Origin of the sequence: Pedobacter cryoconitis (genome assembly GCF_001590605.1) — a bacterium.
Taxonomy (GTDB): domain Bacteria; phylum Bacteroidota; class Bacteroidia; order Sphingobacteriales; family Sphingobacteriaceae; genus Pedobacter; species Pedobacter cryoconitis_A.
This window is the reverse complement of sequence record NZ_CP014504.1, coordinates 2,892,998-2,911,901: the sequence shown is the minus strand read 5'-3', so window position 1 is coordinate 2,911,901 and position 18,904 is coordinate 2,892,998. Positions and strand designations below refer to the sequence as shown.

General features: G+C 40.1%; 15 protein-coding genes. 8 read left to right on the top strand and 7 right to left on the bottom strand.

Annotated elements, in window-relative coordinates:
• From AY601_RS12070 to AY601_RS12050, 5 genes are all read left to right on the top strand, one after another.
• Positions 1-705 (top strand): phosphoadenylyl-sulfate reductase, encoded by a 705-nt coding sequence (locus tag AY601_RS12070; protein ID WP_068401226.1) that lies wholly within the window; start codon positions 1-3, stop codon positions 703-705.
• Between the two features lie 10 nt (positions 706-715).
• On the top strand, positions 716-1,621 hold the full coding sequence (cysD, locus tag AY601_RS12065; protein ID WP_068401224.1) for a sulfate adenylyltransferase subunit CysD: 906 nt from the start codon (positions 716-718) through the stop codon (positions 1,619-1,621).
• Entirely contained in the window at positions 1,621-2,871 is a 1,251-nt protein-coding gene (locus tag AY601_RS12060; protein ID WP_068401221.1) for a sulfate adenylyltransferase subunit 1, read from the top strand. Before cysD ends, AY601_RS12060 begins: the two co-directional genes overlap by 1 nt.
• 149 nt (positions 2,872-3,020) lie before the next feature.
• Positions 3,021-5,144, top strand: coding sequence for a carboxy terminal-processing peptidase (locus AY601_RS12055; protein WP_232324741.1), 2,124 nt, complete (start codon positions 3,021-3,023; stop codon positions 5,142-5,144).
• Between the two features lie 91 nt (positions 5,145-5,235).
• Complete coding sequence (locus tag AY601_RS12050) at positions 5,236-6,528, top strand: gluconate:H+ symporter (RefSeq protein ID WP_068401215.1); 1,293 nt, start codon at positions 5,236-5,238, stop codon at positions 6,526-6,528.
• 75 nt (positions 6,529-6,603) lie between these two features.
• Here the strand turns inward: AY601_RS12050 and AY601_RS12045 are convergent, their stop codons facing one another.
• The 3 genes from AY601_RS12045 to AY601_RS12035 all read right to left on the bottom strand — a co-directional run bounded on the left by AY601_RS12045 (position 6,604) and on the right by AY601_RS12035 (position 9,955).
• Positions 6,604-7,314, bottom strand: coding sequence for a DUF2490 domain-containing protein (locus AY601_RS12045; RefSeq protein WP_084359229.1), 711 nt, complete (start codon positions 7,312-7,314; stop codon positions 6,604-6,606).
• A gap of 106 nt (positions 7,315-7,420) precedes the next feature.
• Positions 7,421-9,562, bottom strand: a complete 2,142-nt coding sequence (gene dcp / locus AY601_RS12040; RefSeq protein ID WP_068401212.1) for a peptidyl-dipeptidase Dcp — start codon at positions 9,560-9,562, stop codon at positions 7,421-7,423.
• A 48-nt stretch (positions 9,563-9,610) separates the two neighbouring features.
• On the bottom strand, positions 9,611-9,955 hold the full coding sequence (locus AY601_RS12035; protein ID WP_068401209.1) for a response regulator: 345 nt from the start codon (positions 9,953-9,955) through the stop codon (positions 9,611-9,613).
• Between the two features lie 280 nt (positions 9,956-10,235).
• Here AY601_RS12035 and AY601_RS12030 point away from each other — a divergent pair, with 280 nt between their 5' ends.
• From AY601_RS12030 to gpmA, 3 genes are all read left to right on the top strand, one after another.
• Entirely contained in the window at positions 10,236-11,975 is a 1,740-nt protein-coding gene (locus AY601_RS12030) for an ABC transporter ATP-binding protein (protein ID WP_068401207.1), read from the top strand.
• Entirely contained in the window at positions 11,965-13,728 is a 1,764-nt protein-coding gene (locus AY601_RS12025; RefSeq protein ID WP_068401204.1) for an ABC transporter ATP-binding protein, read from the top strand. The genes AY601_RS12030 and AY601_RS12025 overlap by 11 nt, the downstream gene beginning before the upstream one ends.
• Positions 13,729-13,904: 176 nt before the next feature.
• Positions 13,905-14,600 (top strand): 2,3-diphosphoglycerate-dependent phosphoglycerate mutase, encoded by a 696-nt coding sequence (gene gpmA, locus AY601_RS12020; RefSeq protein ID WP_068401201.1) that lies wholly within the window; start codon positions 13,905-13,907, stop codon positions 14,598-14,600.
• Positions 14,601-14,667: 67 nt separating this feature from the next.
• Here the strand turns inward: gpmA and AY601_RS12015 are convergent, their stop codons facing one another.
• From AY601_RS12015 to AY601_RS12000, 4 genes are all read right to left on the bottom strand, one after another.
• On the bottom strand, positions 14,668-15,129 hold the full coding sequence (locus AY601_RS12015) for a hypothetical protein (RefSeq protein WP_068401198.1): 462 nt from the start codon (positions 15,127-15,129) through the stop codon (positions 14,668-14,670).
• A 134-nt stretch (positions 15,130-15,263) separates the two neighbouring features.
• The gene (locus tag AY601_RS12010; RefSeq protein ID WP_068401195.1) at positions 15,264-16,844 is read right to left on the bottom strand and encodes a M20/M25/M40 family metallo-hydrolase; all 1,581 of its coding nucleotides are present in this window, start codon (positions 16,842-16,844) and stop codon (positions 15,264-15,266) included.
• Positions 16,845-16,977: 133 nt separating this feature from the next.
• Positions 16,978-17,421 (bottom strand): peptide-methionine (R)-S-oxide reductase MsrB, encoded by a 444-nt coding sequence (msrB, locus tag AY601_RS12005; protein WP_068401192.1) that lies wholly within the window; start codon positions 17,419-17,421, stop codon positions 16,978-16,980.
• Between the two features lie 81 nt (positions 17,422-17,502).
• Complete coding sequence (locus tag AY601_RS12000; protein ID WP_068401188.1) at positions 17,503-18,897, bottom strand: efflux transporter outer membrane subunit; 1,395 nt, start codon at positions 18,895-18,897, stop codon at positions 17,503-17,505.
• Positions 18,898-18,904 lie beyond the last annotated feature (7 nt).

Here is an 18,904-nt window from a genome sequence, read left to right as displayed (position 1 = left end):
ATGAAAGCGTACCTGGAAGAAATAGCTGTGCAGATTAAAGACATGGGCGCTGTAGAAGCCCTGACTTTCCTTTCGCAGAAATTTGCAGGACAGATCACCTTTTCTACAAGTTTTGGCTGGGAAGATCAGGTCATCACAGATTTAATATTTGCTAATGATCTGCCAATAAAGGTGTTTACCCTGGAAACTGGCCGTTTATTTCCTGAAACTTATTATGTATGGAACAGGACTTTGGAAAACTATCAAAAGCCTATTCATGCTTATCATCCGGATGAAGCGGCTCTGGAAGCAATGGTTTCTAAAAAGGGGCCGAATAGTTTTTATGAATCAGTTGAAAATAGAAAAGAGTGTTGCGCTATCCGGAAGATAGTCCCCTTAAAAAGAGCCCTCCAAGGGAATAAATGCTGGGTAACCGGGATCAGGGCAGAACAATCTTTAAACCGTACAGACATGTCAAATCTGGAATGGGACGAAGAAAATCAGCTGATTAAGTTTCATCCAATCTTTTATTGGAGCCTGGATGAGGTGAAAGCCTATATTAAAAAGAACAACATTGTATACAATACGCTTCATGACAAAGGATTTCCGAGCATTGGCTGTTCCCCCTGTACCAGGGCAGTTCAGGAAGGTGAAGATTTCAGAGCAGGAAGATGGTGGTGGGAAGATCAGTCAAAGAAGGAATGTGGTTTGCACGCCACAAAATAACGAGAAACACATGAGTAAATATAATTTAGATTATTTAGACGAATTAGAAGCAGAAGCGATTCATATTCTGCGTGAGGTAGCGGGGCAGTTTGAAAAACCAGCATTGCTTTTTTCTGGAGGAAAAGATTCTATTACGCTGGTAAGGCTTGCTGAAAAGGCATTCCGTCCGGGGAAATTTCCTTTTCCGCTGGTACATATTGATACCGGGCATAATTTCCAGGAAACTATTACCTACCGGGATGAAATGGTTGAGCGTTTAGGTGAAAAACTGATTGTAGGTTATGTGCAGGAATCAATTGACAGTGGTAAAGTTATTGAGCAGAAAGGTAAAAATGCAAGCAGAAATTCTTTGCAGACTATTACTTTACTCGATACGATCGCGCAGCATGGTTTTGATGCTTGTATCGGCGGTGCCAGAAGAGATGAGGAAAAAGCGAGAGCCAAAGAACGTATTTTTTCGGTAAGAGATGAATTTGGCCAGTGGGACCCTAAACGCCAGCGTCCTGAACTTTGGAATATCTATAACGGCAGGATCCATAAAGGAGAAAATGTAAGGGTATTCCCAATCAGTAATTGGACGGAGCTTGATGTTTGGAATTATATCCGCAGAGAAAAAATGAGCCTGCCATCTATTTATTTTGCGCATCATAGAGATTGTATCACCAGAAACGGACAATTAATGGCCGCATCTCCTTTTCTGAATATGGATGAGGCAGATATCGTAACTCACCGCAAAGTGAGGTTCCGCACTGTGGGGGATATGAGCTGTACTGCAGCAGTAGAATCTGAAGCTGATCAGATTGATGATATTATAGATGAAATCAGCGCATCAAAAATAAGTGAACGTGGTGCCCGTCTGGACGATAAAGTGTCTGAAGCAGCAATGGAAGACCGCAAAAAAGGAGGATACTTTTAATGAATATACTTAAGTTTTTTACAGCAGGAAGTGTCGATGACGGGAAAAGTACCCTGATTGGCAGATTATTATATGATACAGGTTCTATTCTGGCAGATCAGCTGGAAGCTTTGCAGCAATCAAACCGTAAAAATGATGACGGTACAATTGACCTGGCCATTTTAACAGATGGGCTGCGGGCAGAAAGAGAACAGGGAATTACAATCGATGTGGCTTACAAATATTTTCAGACTGAGAAAAGGAAGTTTATTATCGCAGATACGCCTGGTCATATTCAATATACCCGCAATATGGTTACGGGTGCATCGACGGCTAATCTGGCTATCATTCTGGTAGATGCAAGAAATGGCGTGGTAGAACAGACCATCAGGCACTCTTACCTGGTTTCGTTGCTGGGGGTAAGCCATGTTGTTATTTGTATCAATAAAATGGACATGGAAGGTTACAGTGAAGAGGTATTTAATACGATCACTGAAAACTATAAAAAAATGGCTGCGAAGCTGAATTTGCAGGATATTACTTTTATCCCGGTCAGCGCTTTAAAGGGGGACAATATTGTGCATACTTCTGAGCATATGCCCTGGTATAAAGGAACTAGCTTGCTTGATTTTCTGGAAACAGTAGAAGTTACGGTGAACCAGGATCTGCATTATGCAAGGATGCCGGTACAATGGGTTATCCGCCCGCAAACTGAAGCATTGCATGATTACAGAGGTTATGCCGGCCGTATTTTGAGTGGTGCGTTTAAGGTGAATGATAAAGTCACTGTTTTACCCTCGGGCAGCAGTTCTGTGATTGACAGGATTGAAATCTTTGAGCAGACGCCTGAGGAAGCTACCGCAGGGCAATCTGTTACTTTACACCTGAAAGATAATATTGATATCAGCAGGGGAGATGTACTGGTGAATTCAAGTTATTTGCCACAACGTTCTCAATTGATAGAGGCAGATTTATGCTGGATGGACAATAAGCCAATGGATGATTCTATTACTTATTTCTTACAGCATAACAGTAAACTAAGCAAGTGTAAGATCAGGGAAATCCTGCATAAAGTTAATATCAATACTTTGGAAAAAGAGGAAACTCATGAGTTTAGATTAAATGATATAGGACGTGTGGTTATTAAAACGGCTGATGAACTGGCTTTCGATTTATATACTGAGAATAAAGCAAATGGTTCAGCAATTCTGATTGACGGACGCACAAATTTAACTGTAGGTGCATTGATGTTCAGGGCTATAGTCGAATAAAGATGAATAGCATTCAATGCAATCCAGGAAGGGATAAACCAAAACGTTTGTCCCTTTTTTGATAGAAAAGGATTTTATAGTTATTTAGTGAGAAACTGGCATTATATTTAGATATTGTTACAAGAATGGATTTTAAATTATTTAAAGAGATGTTAAAAAGAATATTAGTGGCAACTTTTACCGCGGCAGTCCTGGCTTGTCAGGCTACTCCAAAGCCACAAAAGGTGGTTGAAGGTATTCCAAATATTATGCCTGATGAGAAGCAAAGCCTGGTAGCGAGGCAAATTGTTGCACTGATAGAAAACTACAATTATAAAAAAATAGTAGTCAATGATTCTATCTCTTCGATTGTGCTGGATAAGTATATAAAGGCGTTAGATCCTTACCGCAATTATTTCCTGGCTTCTGATATCAAAGATTTTGAACAGTTCAGAACCACATTGGACGATTCTTTTAGAGACGGCGATCTGAGTGCCCCATTCTATATCTTTAATATTTATTCCAAAAGATATAATGAAACGCTGGATTATGCCATGAAGCATATCAGGGATAAATATGATTTTAATCAGCAGGATACCTATGTTTTTAACCGGGAGAAAATGCCTTGGGTAACTTCAATCGCTACATTGAATGATATTTGGAAGAAAAAAGTTAAATATGAGCTGGTCAATTTAAAACTGGCAGGAACTTCGGATGTTAAAAATGCGGAAACATTAACCAAGAGATATAAAAACCTGAAGTTACAGTCTTCTAAATTGAATAACCAGGATGTATTTCAGTTACTGATGGATGCTTTTACAGGCGCTATAGATCCGCATACCAATTATTTCAATCCATCTAATGCCAGTCAGTTCAACGAACAGATGTCCCGTTCGATAGAAGGAATCGGTGCTTACCTGCAGTCGGAAAACGATGTTTTGAAGATAGCAGAAGTAACACCCGGCGGACCGGCTTATAAAAGTAAACAATTGCATGCAGGAGACCGGATTATTGGAGTTGCACAGGCAGATGGTGAATTTGAAGATATTATTGGCTGGAGACTTGACAATGCTGTCGCGAAAATAAAGGGGCCTAAAGGGACTGTTGTCCGATTGAAAATTATCCCTGTGGGACATGATATGTCTTCAAAACCAGTGATTATAGAGATTACCAGAGAGAAGATTGTAATGGAAGATCAGTCTGCCAAAAAGGAAGTGAAAACGATACAAGCTAATGGTAAACCTTACAAAGTAGGTATCATTAGTGTGCCTGCGTTTTATATCGATTCTAAAGCTGCAATTGCTAAAGAAGCTAATTATAAAAGTACAACACGTGATGTTAAACTATTAATTGATACGCTGAAAAATAAAGATAAAGTTGATGCAATTGTGATGGATCTTCGCGGGAATGGCGGAGGATCTTTATTAGAAGCTATTGATCTGACTGGTTTGTTTATTGACCAGGGGCCTGTTGTTCAGGTGAAGGATCAAAAAGGAGAAGTTGAAGTGGATAGCGATCAAAATCCCGGCGTAGCCTGGAGTGGGCCATTTGGCGTATTAGTAGACCGTACAACGGCTTCTGCTTCTGAAATTTTTGCAGGTGCCATACAAGATTACGGAAGAGGCGTAATTATCGGTACACAGACTTATGGTAAAGGAACTGTACAACAGCCAATTGATTTAAATAAGCTAGTTAACCCTTCTATTTTAGAACGTTTAGCTAACCTGGTTAAATTAGATAGTACAGGTAAGCCTGTTCAAAAAGCTGAGGTCCCTCAGTTAGGACAAATCAATTTAACCATCGCTAAGTTTTATCGTGTAAACGGGAGCAGTACACAGCATAAAGGAGTGATGCCGGATATTACTTTGCCTTCTTTTTATCCAATGGATAAAGTGGGTGAGGACACGGAACCTTCTGCTTTGCCTTGGGATGAGATCCAGAAATCAGATTTTGTACCGGTAGCCAATCTGGGAACGCTAAAAACAGAATTAGCTAAATTGCATGAAACAAGAATGGAGAAATCCCTGGATTACAAAATTCTTGTTCAGGATATTGCGGACATGAAAAAGCGTAATCTGGAAACCTCAGTTACCTTGAATGAAGCGAAATTGAAATCAGAAAGAGAAGTGCTGGAGGTTAAATCTTTAGAAAAGATCAATAAACTGAGAGCTACCAGAGGATTGGCTCCTGTGAAAAAGGGGGACAAGATCAGGAAAAGTGAGAATTTTGATTTCCTGGAGGATGAAACTTTAAGGATAATGGCGGATTATATTCAATTGAAGCCTACAGTTTAATCCTAAAATACTATCTTAAGAAGCCGTTTAAAATCAAATTAAACGGCTTCTTTCATTTGAACTATTACTGAAAAAGAATAACCAAATTACTATGGACTTATTACTCGTACTCTTTGGGATAATTATCCTGCTGATCCTGATCCTTAAGAAAGTAAGCCCTATGCTTGCGCTGCTGATCGTAGCGGTTGCTACAGGGCTGATGTTAGGCTTACCTGTAGAAAAGGTAATGAGCACTGTAAGCAAAGGTATTGGCAGTACAATGGGAGATATGGTCATGGTACTGGCATTAGGGGCAATGGTTGGTAAACTGGCCGAGGATAGTGGAGCGGCAAAAAAGATCGTCTTCGTGCTGGTCAGGATTTTCGGAATTCAAAATATACAATGGGCGGTACTGCTGACGGGTATCCTGGTTGGTATCCCGTTATTTTATAATGCTGGTTTTGTGGTCTTGATTCCATTGGTATTTACGATTGCCTCGGCTGCTAAACTTCCTAAACTATATGTTGGAATCCCAATGGCTGCTGCGCTTTCTGTAACGCATGGTTTTCTTCCGCCTCATCCTGGCCCGGTTGCTTTAGCCAGTATTTTTCACGCTGATATTGGCCGTACTTTAATTTATGGTTTGATCATCAGTATTCCCGTAGCTATTATTGCCGGGATCTTTTTTCCAAGAGCAATTATCAAATTACCTAAAGCAGACCGGGCACACCAGAAACTGGATTTGCAGGGAGAAGAAAATTTACCGTCTGCGCTGAAAAGTTTTATTATTGCACTTTCTCCGATATTTTTTATTGTGGTAGGAACCGTTGGGGTTTTAATCACTCAAAATCCTTCCATCCAGCATGTGCTTGTTTTTATTGCAAATCCAACAGTGGCTTTAACAATGGCCATTCTCATTACGATTTCTATTCAGCGTATGCCGATGCAAAAAGCAATGGATTCTTGTGTAGAAGGCGTAAAGGGCATTGCGATGATTATCCTGATTATAGCTGCGGGTGGGGCTTTTAAGCAAATCCTGGTAGACAGTGGAATTGGTGAACAGGTGAAAACATTGACTGGTAACCTGCACGTTTCTCCCCTAATTCTGGGCTGGCTGATCGCTGCATTGTTACGGGTTACTTTGGGTTCTGCTACAGTAGCAGCACTAACAGCTTCGGGAATGGTAATCCCTTTTATCACTGCAGGAGCGTCACCAGAATTAATGGTATTAGCGGTAGGCGCAGGAAGTTTAATGCTTTCTCATGTGAATGATACAGGCTTCTGGATGTTCAAAGAATATTTTAACCTGAGTTTAAAAGAGACTTTCAAAACCTGGACAGTGATGGAAAGCCTGGTTTCTGTACTTGGACTGGCCGGGGTGATGCTGATGAGTCAGTTTGTGTAAATTAATTGCGCTACGCAGCATTGATAAGGCCTGTTTAGATGCACTGTTAACCAGTAATCTAAACAGGCATTTTATTTAAAATCTGGTGTATACTGCCAGTTGAATTACATTGTTTACCGAATTGGTGCTTACTCCTTTTACAGCCTGATTTAAATAGCCTGCTTCCAGGTCGAATTTCTTACTGAAACGATAGCCCAGTGCTGCATAAGCCCGGTTTTGATCAAAGAAATGACCACTCAATTTATCCTTATGCTGAACATTGAAGAAAAGTTCGTTTTGCAATGCTGCAAACAGACCCTGTTCAAACTGCTGTGCTTCTTTCTTTAATGGGATAAGGAAGCGGACAAAGTATCTTAAACGCTGCGCAAATATGTCCTGATCACGTACCTTTTCTACAAACCGTTGTTCTAACCTGAACCTGTGGCTAACGTTTACTGTACTGATTTTATGCTTGTGAATGTACTGTTGCCAGATTCTGTGCTCCACAAGCTTATGCTCACCAAGATCATCAACCTGATTATGTGTTTCACTTAACAGGTAACCTACTGTCAAATCATTTTGAGGATTAATAAAATAGGTTATCCCTGGTCTGAACAAAAAGTTTCTTACGTTACTCCAATTGTCTGCAGACCTGACCTGTACATCCAGATGAGTTCCCCATTTTTCATTGATTTTAGTATTATTAAGCAGAAACAACCAGCCACTATTCTGAGAATTAGTCTGGGCAATGACAGTGGTGCCCAAAAAGCAAAGGACTGTCAGCAAGAAAATGGAAATACGGATCATCTGATTTTAATTTGTGTGTCTCGCTAAAATAATAACAATATTAATAACACCCTATAAAAAAACGGGATTATGCCTAAGCTTAATCCCGTTCAGTTGAAATTTCTTTCTATTTAGTAGTCAGACCACGGTTTTTCTCCATGGGGCCGATCTTTGGATCATGTCCTCTGAATTCGCGGAACATTTTTCCATAATCTTCTGTGTTTCCTTTGGATAAGATCATATCGCGGAAACGCTGACCATTGGCCCTGTTTAAGCCACCGTTTTCTTCAAACCACGAATAAGCATCATCATCCAGCATTTCTGTCCATAGATAGGCATAATAACCGGCACCATAACCTCCACCCCAGATATGGGAGAAATAACTAGTGCGGTAACGCGGCGGAACTTCTGGAAGATCCAGTTTCAATTGGTGTAAAGAAGCCTTTTCAAATTCATCTGTGTTTTGCAGTGGTGCGCTGGCCGGGATTTTGTGCCATGCCAGATCTAAAGAAGCCGCAGCAAGAATCTCAGTTAAGTTATATCCCTGGTTAAAAGTGGCTGCTTTTTTAATTTTATCAACCAGAGCTTGTGGCATGAGCTCACCTGTCTTATAATGAACAGCATAGTTTTTAAATACCTGCGGGTTTAATGCCCAGTGCTCATTGAACTGAGAAGGAAACTCCACAAAGTCGCGGGCTACGTTAGTACCCGATAAGCTTGGATATTGCTGATTGGCAAATAAGCCGTGCAAACCGTGTCCAAATTCATGGAACATCGTGGTTACATCACTAAAGCTGATCAAAGCTGGCTGCCCTTCAGCAGGTTTGGTGAAATTACACACATTGAAAATTACTGGTTTAGTGCCAAATAATTTAGACTGCCCAACGAAATTAGACATCCAGGCACCTCCTGATTTATTGTCGCGTTTGAAATAATCACAATAAAACAGGCCGATTGTAGATTTGTCCTTGTCAAAGACTTCAAATACTCTGACATCTTTCTGGTAAACCGGAAGATCATGACGTTCTGTGAACGTGATTCCATACAATAAATTTGCAGCATAGAAAACACCGTTTTCTAATACTTTATTAAGCTCGAAATAAGGTTTGACCTGATTTTCATCCAGGTCATATTTTTGCTTTCTGACTTTCTCTGCGTAATAATCCCAGTCCCATGGCTGGATTTTAAAACCGCCTTTTTCCAGGTCTGCCTGTGCTTGAATGTCTGCTGCCTCAACTTTGGCTTTAGCAGTTGCTGCAGGGACCAACTGTGCGAAAAATGCGTCAACTGCTGCCGGCTTTTTAGCCATCTGATCTTGTAACTTCCAGGTTGCATAATCAGGGAAACCCATCAGTTTTGCTTTGTCAGCTCTTATTTTTGCAATACGTACAATAGTGCTGCGCGTATCATTGGCATCTTGTTTTTCTGTCCGGTCCCAGGAAGCCTTAAATATTTTCTCGCGTGTTGCACGATTGGTTAAAGACTGTAAAATAGGCTGCTGTGTGGTGTTTTTTAAGGAGATTAACCATTTACCTGGCTGTTTGTTTGCTTTTGCATCTTGTGCCGCTGCATCAAGTTCTCCTTGTGAAAGTCCGGCCAATTCTGCTTTGTCCGAAAATAAAACTGCTCCTGCTTTGTTAGCTGCCAATAACAGGTTAGAGAATTTTGTACTTAAGGAAGCTTCTTCTTCGTTCAGTTTTTTAAGTTTGGTTTTATCCGCATCAGACAATTTAGCACCTGCCAGTTCAAATTGCTGTTCGTAAAATTCAACCAGGCGTTTAGACTCCGGGTCAAGTTTCAATTGTTCGCGTTTCCCGTAGATTGCCTGTACACGTTTAAATAATTTGGGGTTTAAATAGATGGCATCCTGGTGTGCTGCTTGCTTGGGCGCAATATCTTCTTGTACTTTCTGTAGTTTGGGATTTGTATTTCCACTGGTTAAGGCACTAAATACATTATTTGTCCTGGTTAACATCTGCCCGCTCTTTTCCATTGCAACCAGTGTATTTTCAAAAGTTGGAGCATCTGGGTTATCTGCAATTTTCTGCATTTCTTCTAACTGGATTTTCATTCCCTGTTCTAAAGCAGGTTGAAAATCATCATCCTTGATCTGATCAAATGCTGGTGTCTGATAAGCAAGTTTACTCGCTTCAGTAAAAGGGTTAGCAGAAGAACTTTTTTGCTCGCTGCCGGATTTCTCCTTATTATTTCCACAGGATGCGGTCACTGCAATGACGGCCAAAAGTGGCATGATGAATATTTTATTCATTTTCTATGATAAATGGTTTAGCCGAATTTACATAAAATACTATAAGATTCAATATTTGCGCAGCACAGAGAGTAGATGGTCAATGTCAAAAGGTTTGGAGATATAGTCATCAAAACCATAAATGGCGTACTGTTTCCGGATATTATAATTACAGCTTAATGCAAGGACCGGGAGACCAGGGAAGTCCTTTTTAATCGTTGCGCATAAACAGGTGCATTCTTCGCCCGAAAGTCTGAAATCGAGTAAAATCAGTTCAGGATTAAAGCTGTTGATTTTTGAAGTCACATCTTTATAATGAGATACGGCCAGCACTTCAAAACTGGCATCCTCTAAAAGGAAGGTCAGTATGTTGAGCAGATCAAGGTCAGTATCCTGTATAATCACTCTTTTCATCGCGAATCATTTTTATCAGCATCAAAAAATGAGTTTGAGAGCATTTGTTGATCTAATTAAAGATAATGTTTTTTAGGAATAAAAGGAATTTAGAATTTTTGACCTATTATATGTGGAAACAAGAGGTTTTTAATTAATTTGACCGGTCTGAGTATTTCATTCCCCGTTAAAATATGATTAAAACGAGACTGCCGATAAATTATTCCTGTAAAAATTTATAACTTCATCAGCTCAATAAACCAATGGCTATTGATTGGGATTGAAGGCATAAATTTTAAAAATGAAAGAACAAATCAGTACTGATCAAAAGAGTCCTCCGGGAATATTCAGCCTGTTAAAACCCTATAGAGTAATGGTCATCATGCTCATTCTATTTGCTTTGTTCAGCAATGGATTGAATTTATGGCTTCCCCGGATGATTGGTCATGGGATCGATGCCTATAATACTGGTGACTTCTCCTATAAAGGCATTATTGTAGAATTTACCGTAGTCGCGCTGATTATTTTTGTATTCAGTTACCTGCAGGGGATTGTACAGACTTTCGCTTCGGAGCGTGTAGCACGCGATCTGAGAACCAGGATTACCAGCAAAATCTCAGAACAGAGCTTTGTATTCATTGAGAAAACCAATCCTTCAAAATTATTGACTAACCTGACCTCAGATGTGGATTCAGTGAAGTTGTTTATTTCTCAGGCCATCGTTTCTATAGTGTCTTCTATCTTTATTATTATCGGCGCTACTATTTTGCTGTTAAGTATTAACTGGAGACTGGGTTTAACTACAATCTGTATTATTCCTATTATTGGCGGGGCGTATTATATCGTATTAGGTAAGGTAAAAGTACTATTTAAGAAAAGCAGAGAAGTTATTGACTGGTTAAACAAGGTTATTAATGAAAGTATTCTTGGTGCTGCACTGATCCGCGTCATCAATTCCCAGCAACTGGAATATGAAAAGTTTTTTAATGCCAGTACACAGGCAAAAAATATTGGTATTTCTATTCTGCGGTTATTTGCATGGCTGATTCCGATCATCGTTTTTACAGCAAACATGGCTGGATTAACGATTCTTGCGCTGGGTGGGCATTATGTGATTAAGGGGAGTATGACTATCGGGGATTTTGCGGCTTTCAACAGTTACCTTGCGTTATTGATTTTCCCGATCCTGGTGATTGGTTTTATGAGCAACGTTATTGCGCAGGCTACGGCATCTTTTGGAAGGATAAGTCAAGTGCTGAATGCAGAAGATCCTGCAGAAACTGGTACGTTAAAAACAAATCTGACCGGATCAATTGAGGTCGAAGCTGTGTGCATTACTTATGGAGAGAAATTTGCATTGAAGGATATTTCTTTTAAAGTGGAACCTGGTTCAAAGCTTGCGATTATCGGGCCTACGGCTGCGGGCAAATCTCAATTGCTTTACCTGCTGACAGGGCTTATTCATGCGAGTTCAGGAAAAGTGTTGTATGATGGTAAACCTATTGAAGAATATCAGTCTGAAGCTTTTCATGCACAGGTAGGATTTGTATTTCAGGATAGTATTATGTTTAACATGAGTATCCGTGAAAATATTGCTTTTAGTGATCTGGTTACTGATGAATCTCTGGAAAAATCTATAGCAACTGCAGAATTGAAAGACTTTATAGAGGCCATGCCCGAAGGTTTGAATACTAGAGTTTCGGAGCGGGGGCTAAGTCTTTCCGGGGGACAGAAACAACGGATCATGTTAGCCCGGGCGCTAGCTTTAAATCCAAAAATATTATTGCTTGATGATTTTACGGCAAGGGTTGACCCGCAAACGGAACAAAAAATACTGGCCAATATTACTGCAAATTATCCAGGGCTTACTTTGATCTCTGTGACGCAGAAAATTGCAGCCGTACAGCATTATGAGAAGATTATTCTGCTGATGCAGGGTGAGTTGCTGGCGGAAGGAACGCATGAAGAGCTGATACAAAAAAGCCCGGAATATATACAGATTCTTAACTCTCAACAAAGTACAAGCAATTATGAATTATAACCTGAACAGTCTGCCCGATGGGGAAGCGAAAAGTTCTACCTGGTCGGGTATAAAGAGCTTGTTAAAGTTGGTAGAACAGGAAAGAAAAACATTAATTATTGCACTTAGTGCGGTACTGCTGAACGCATTTTTGAATTTACTGGGCCCCTTTTTAATCGGGCACACCATTGATAAATATATCCTGACTAAACAGTATCATGGCGTACTGGTATTTTCAGGTATCCTTTTAGCGATGTATGTGATTGCTTTTGTAAGCAGTTATTTTCAGACCAAGTTAATGGGAGGATTGGGACAGCGTATTATTTTCGAGCTGCGGAATACGATCTTTAATAAGATTCAACAACTTCCGCTTGCTTTTTTTAATGAAAATAAAGCAGGTGATCTGATTTCCAGGGTCAATAATGATACGGATAAACTTAGTCAGTTCTTCTCACAGGCATTGATGCAGTTTATCAGTAATATTGTGATCATGATCGGAGCGGGAATCTTTTTGCTGATCATCAATATCGAATTGGGACTGGCGGCTTTGGTGCCTGCTGCTTTTATTTTGATTTTTACCAAATTAATCTCTCCATGGATTAAGAAAAAAAATGCATTAAATCTGAAAAGTACGGGTGCAATGAGTGCTGAAATTCAGGAGAGCTTGAATAATTTTAAGGTGATCATCGCTTTTAACAGGCGCGATTATTTCAGAAAGCGATTTGATCTCGCTAATCAGAAAAATTATAAAACTGCGATTGGTGCAGGCCTGGCTAATAATATTTTTCTTCCTGTGTTTGGGTTGTTTTCATCAATTGCACAATTGACGGTATTGTCTTTTGGTATTTACCTGATTACACAAGGGAACTTTACGATAGGTTTATTGGTGAGTTACCTGTCTTATGCAACCAATTTTTACAATCCGCTGCGTCAACTGGCGGCCTTATGGACGAGTTTCCAGTTAGCTTTGGCGGGCTGGGACAGGATCAGCCAGATTTTATCGCTCAACAATAACCTGGTGACCATTTCTTATGATGATACGGAGAACCCGACAAATGCGGTACTTGAATTCAGAAATGTACACTTTGGTTATCCTGGTGGTTATGAGATCCTGCACAATATCAGCTTTGCGATGGAACGTGGTAAAACCTATGCGCTGGTAGGGCCAACAGGTGGTGGTAAAACAACAACAGCGTCATTAATGGCCCGATTGTATGATCCATTGGAAGGTACAATCCTGTTAAGTGGAAAAGATATCCGTACTTACAGCGCAGAAGAGCGTGCGGAAAAAATTGGTTTTATCCTGCAGGAGCCTTTCTTGTTTACAGGAACGGTACGCGAAAATATTCTCTATAGTAATCCGCGTTATCATAAATTCAGCAATGAACAATTCCTGAATGTATTGAAAGAGGCTAAATTAGAAGGATTACTGGCTACCTTTGATGAAGGATTGGATACAGCAATCTTATCTGGTGGGAATAGTTTGAGTATCGGACAAAAACAACTGATTGCTTTTATGCGGGCAGTGTTGCGTAAACCGGAGTTGTTGATTCTGGATGAAGCTACTGCTAATATTGATACGATAACCGAACAGCTGCTTGGTCAGATTTTAGCTAACTTGCCTAAAGAAACAGCTCTAGTAGTGATTGCACACCGGTTAAATACGATTGAAAATGCAGATGAGATCTTCTTCATCAATTCGGGAGAAGTAACCAGGGCAGGTTCGTTTAAAGAAGCTGTAGACAGATTGATGCATGGGAAAAGATTGAGTTAATGCCCCTTTTAAATGATTAAATATGGCAGTTACTAAATATAAACAGGAAGATATTTTGCATGACCTGATTCAGGAGACCGGCAAAATGAACCTGGAGATTTCAGAAATTTATTCTGGCAGGGCTAATTAAACAAAAGCTTTGTTTTGATGTTCTATAAGAGCATAAATAAATTTTCATGAATAAACTAGTTTTAATCCGGCATGGGCAAAGTGAATGGAACCTTGAAAACAGGTTTACGGGCTGGGAAGATGTCGATTTAAGTGAGCAGGGCAGGGCTGAGGCTTTACAGGCCGGTCAATTACTCGCTAAAGCAGGTTTTACTTTTGATATTGCCTATACCTCTGTGCTTAAAAGAGCAATTAAAACTTTGCATATTGTATTGGAAGCTATGGATTCACTCTGGATTCCGGAAATCAAAGCATGGCAGTTGAACGAACGGTACTATGGTGCGCTTCAGGGACTTAATAAGGCTGATACCATAACTAAGTATAGCGCAGCACAAGTGTTAACCTGGAGAAGAAGTTTTACGGTCCCGCCACCAGCACTAACTGCAGAAGATATCCGTTCACCTTTTAAAGATCTGCGTTACGCGGGTATAGATCCTTCACTTTTACCTTTAACTGAAAGTCTGGAAACAATGATGAAAAGGGTTATCCCTTATTATCAGAATGAAATTTCACCAGCACTTAAAAGCGGGAAACATATTTTGATTGCAGCCCATGGGAATACACTCCGTGGACTGGTCAAATATCTTGATCAGCTTTCGGATGAAGATATTATCAATTATGAGGTGCCAACGGGAATTCCGCTGGTTTACGAAATGGATGATAGTTTTCTTCCTTTACGGAAGTATTTTCTTCGGCCAGAATGATCAGTGGATAGTTAGATTTTTCTAGTCGGGCTGGATAACCTTAAAAATATACTAGAGAAAAAAGGAGCTATTTGAGCTCCTTTTTACAGTTCACTGGGGCATAGGTAAATCTACCTTGCGCAAAGTCTATCGGGACGTCTTTTCTGAAATAGATTCTGCCCAATACCCCTTCCATCTTTCCAATGCCCATCACTAATTTGTTGTCTTTTTTCAAGAAGGCAAGCGGGTTTTTATAACCTGTAGGATTTTTGCCAATTTTGAAGGAATAAATAACAAATAAGGTATCACCTTTAAATGCGCCTTCAAATTCTCCATGATTGTCATCTTTTTTATAATAGTTGACTACCAGATTTCCACTTACTCTCCCTTTGCTGAAAGATTGAAGTTCCATCCTGGCGGTATCTTTGCCATCTACAGCCATGTAGCAGTTTGTGGCAATTGGTTTTTCCGGGTTTTTACCATTATCCTGACGGCAACTGTACAGTATTGTTGATGCCAGAGCTATACAAATTAGCATAGGATTTTTCATAAGCGCTATTATTTAATATACAAACAGGATGCGCCCACGAAGTTGATTCCATAAGGATATGGCTATTTATTTTGTTTTTTTAACCATTCATCTGCTTTTTGCTGTAATACCGTATCTGCTTTGTTGTACATTATCTAGTTCACTCCACCTTTACGGGTAGGTTTTACAATAGGAGGCCAGGTACCTGGTTCACCGGTTCTGGGATTAACAGGTAACATAACTCTGTCTCTCGATGTTTTTACTGGATCTTCACTAGCCATATAAGCGAGAATTGCAGTCAGCGTCGCATTATTGCGTACATCATCAAATACAATTTTATCATAAGTATCCCTGTTCGTATGCCAGGTATAAGTTCCATAAGACCAGCTGTTAGAACTTAAAGAGAATGCTGGTGCACCTGCAGCAACAAAGGATGCAAAATCAGAGCCACCACCACCCGGAGTACCAGGGAAATTGGTTGTAATATGTTTTTTGATACTTTCTGGTACGTTTGTTAACCAGCGGCCCAGGTAATCATAAGAATTCAGGAAACCTTGTCCTGCAAGATTGACAACTCTTCCAGTACCATTGTCCTGGTTAAACACTACCTGTATATTTTTTACAATTTCCGGATGATCTTCTACAAAAGCTCTGGAGCCATTTAAGCCTTGCTCTTCGCTGCCCCAATGTCCAATTAAAATAGTCCTTTTGGGATTAGGGTACATCTTTTTCAAAATCCTTGCGGCTTCCATCATCGTAATTGTTCCTGTACCGTTGTCAGTTGCACCAGTTCCGCCATCCCAAGAATCGAAATGCGCAGATAAAATCACATATTCATCAGGTTTCTCTGTGCCTTTAATTTCGGCAATTGTATTGAAAGTGGGAACCAGACCTTGTTCTTTGGATTCTACATGAACACTTATTTTAGGTTTGTTTCCAGACTCGGTTAATCTATATAATAGTCCGTAATCTTCTAAAGAGATATCAACGGTAGGAATTGTCTTTGTATTGGCGCCGAATATCTTATTTGAACCAAAGCCATTCGACCAATTACAAGTTACTACACCCATTGCGCCTGCCTTTTCAAATGCAGCTGGCAGGGTTTTTAGGGTTAAGCCTGTTTTTTTTACGTTAGCCTGCCATGCAGTAGTTTGTGTGGCTCTGCTGGTCTTCATTTTCTCAAAAGATTCAGGAGTCGCAAACTCTGCCCAGTTATAATCAGGCCTGCCTGTTGGCTGGTTCATAGAAAACAGGACGAATTTTCCTTTAACTGTTGGCAACCAGTTCTTGAAGGCGATTGAATCTGTGAGCATTGGAAAGACTACCGTTTCTGCAACTATAGATTTTCCTTTAGTACCCGGGCTCCAGGCTACTTGCATTCCTTCTAAAGATTTTACACGGGGATAAACCATGTCAATATGAGATATTCCTCTTTCCCATCCGCGCCATTCTCCCCATTTCTCATTTTTTGCTGTGATTCCCCAATCTGCATATTTAGTTACTGCCCAGTCATTGGCTTGTTTCATTTGCGGCGAACCTACTAAACGCGGGCCTACTACATCCATTAATTCATGTGCAAGATTTTCTAACTGTGAGTTTTCAGTAGCTTCTTTTACAATATTGTCAATAACCTGGTTTTTTGTTTGTGCATAACCAATATTTCCTGTGAGCAGCAGGGAAATAACAAGAGCTTTTGTGCTATGCTTTAGATAAGAGTGTTTTTGAGTAGCTTTCATTAATTCAGGGTTGATAAATAAATCTAAATTAAAGGTAGCTATAAAAGGTTTTATCCTCCGGATAGTAACAAGATTGTGTCCTGTATAAAGTTATTGCTGGTCAGTTTTGTTATACTGCTGATCAGGTTTACTTTTATTGCTGATCAGGCTCAAATTCAAGTGAAACAGAATTCATACAAAATCTCTGATGCGTTGGCGCTGGCCCGTCATTGAAAATATGTCCCAGGTGAGAATCGCAACGGCCACAGGTTACTTCCACTCTGCGCATGCCATAGCTGATATCTTCTTTATAAATTACACTGCTTGGTTTAATGGTTTCAAAGAAACTCGGCCATCCACAGCTGCTGGCAAATTTAGCATCAGATTTAAATAACACATTTCCGCAAACCGCACAATAATAAGTACCGATTTCTTCGCTATCCCAATACTTTCCAGCAAATGCACGTTCAGTACCTTGCTCTCTTGCAACATGGTATAAATCAGCTGGCAGTATCTTTTTCCATTCCGTATTGGAAACCTCTAATTTGGTGCCGTTCGTTCTGGAATAGTATGGGTTATTTATTGGATTCGTGTTCATAGGATAAAGATAAGCAATACAATTAAAAAAAACAGGCTGCAAAAACTACCCGAAAGTAATCTTTGCAGCTGTCTGAACAACCTAATTCCACCCACCACCTAAAGCGCGGTATAAATTGACCACCGCATGTAGTTTCTGACTCTGATCATTGATGCCTTTGAGTTCTGCAGTCAGCAGATTCTGTTCAGCAGTGAGAACATCTGTATAATTTGTATTTTTACTGTAATTCAGCAGTTCCTTATTAAAGGATAACGCTTTCGTTAAAGCGGTTAACTGTTTTTGCCGCTTACCAGCTTTTTGTATGGCAGACTGGTAAACAGCTAATGCATCGGATACCTCTTGACTTGCTTTTAAAAGAGATAATTCAAAATTATACAGCGCCTGATTTTGCTGAGATTGTGCAGTTGTTAACTTCGCCTTATTGATACCTCTGTTGAAAAGAGGTTGGGTAAGGCCACCAGCAATATTTGCAAATAAACCAGCACTATTAATCCACTCCTTAAGGGTAAGGCTGGAAAAACCTCCTGCTGCGGTAATGGTTAAAGCAGGATAGAAATTGGTTTTTGCCACGTTGGTGCGCTCAAATGCGGCTCTGAAAACATACTCTGCCTGTTGTACATCAGGTCTGTTCGCTAACAACTGAGCAGGAATGCCGGGCTTTAAATCATAATCCAGTTTTTGCTGCTGCAAAGATGTCCTTTCAATTTTCGCGGGTGTTCTGGCCAGTAAAACGCTTAAAGCATGTTCTGTTTCTTTGATTTTTTGCTCGATATCAGGAATAGCCAGATCTGCCTCATAATAATTGGCTTCACTTTGTACCACTGCGACTCCATTTAATACAGAGCTTTCAAAAAGAAGTTGAATGGCTTCTGCATCAGCTTTTCTGTTTAAGGCCGTTTTTTGTGTCACAGCTAATTGTTCGTCCAGCGTTAGCAAATCATAATAGTAATTGGCAATGTTGGCTATCAGTTGCGTCTGTATTGCTCTTTTAGCGGCATCAGAAGCCAGCAGTTCTGCTAGTGATGCCCGTTTTGCACTGCTTAATTTACCCCAGACATCAATTTCCCAGGCCGTTGTAATACCAAAATCATACTGCGTAGCATTGTCGAAAATTCCAAAGCTTTGCGGATAGGCAAGCTTGGATTGCTTCACCGAAACATTGGTATTAACCTCAGGTAAAAAAGCAGCTTTGCTCCTTCTTAAATTTGCCTTGGCCTCATTGATCCGCTCAATCGCGATCTTCAAATTAAAATTCGCTTGTAAACCTTGTAAGATTAAATGGTTTAATACGGTATCAGTGAACATAGCTGACCACTTTAAAGCTGCCATATTTGTTGTATCTGAAAGACCTGCATCACGGTAAGCCGGCGCAGTAGAAATTGTGGGTTTGCTATAAGGCCTGGTTACCTTACAAGAACTCCATAAGCCCGAAACGATCACTAGGGGAATCAGGAAAGAGTGATATATTTTTTTCATTTATTGA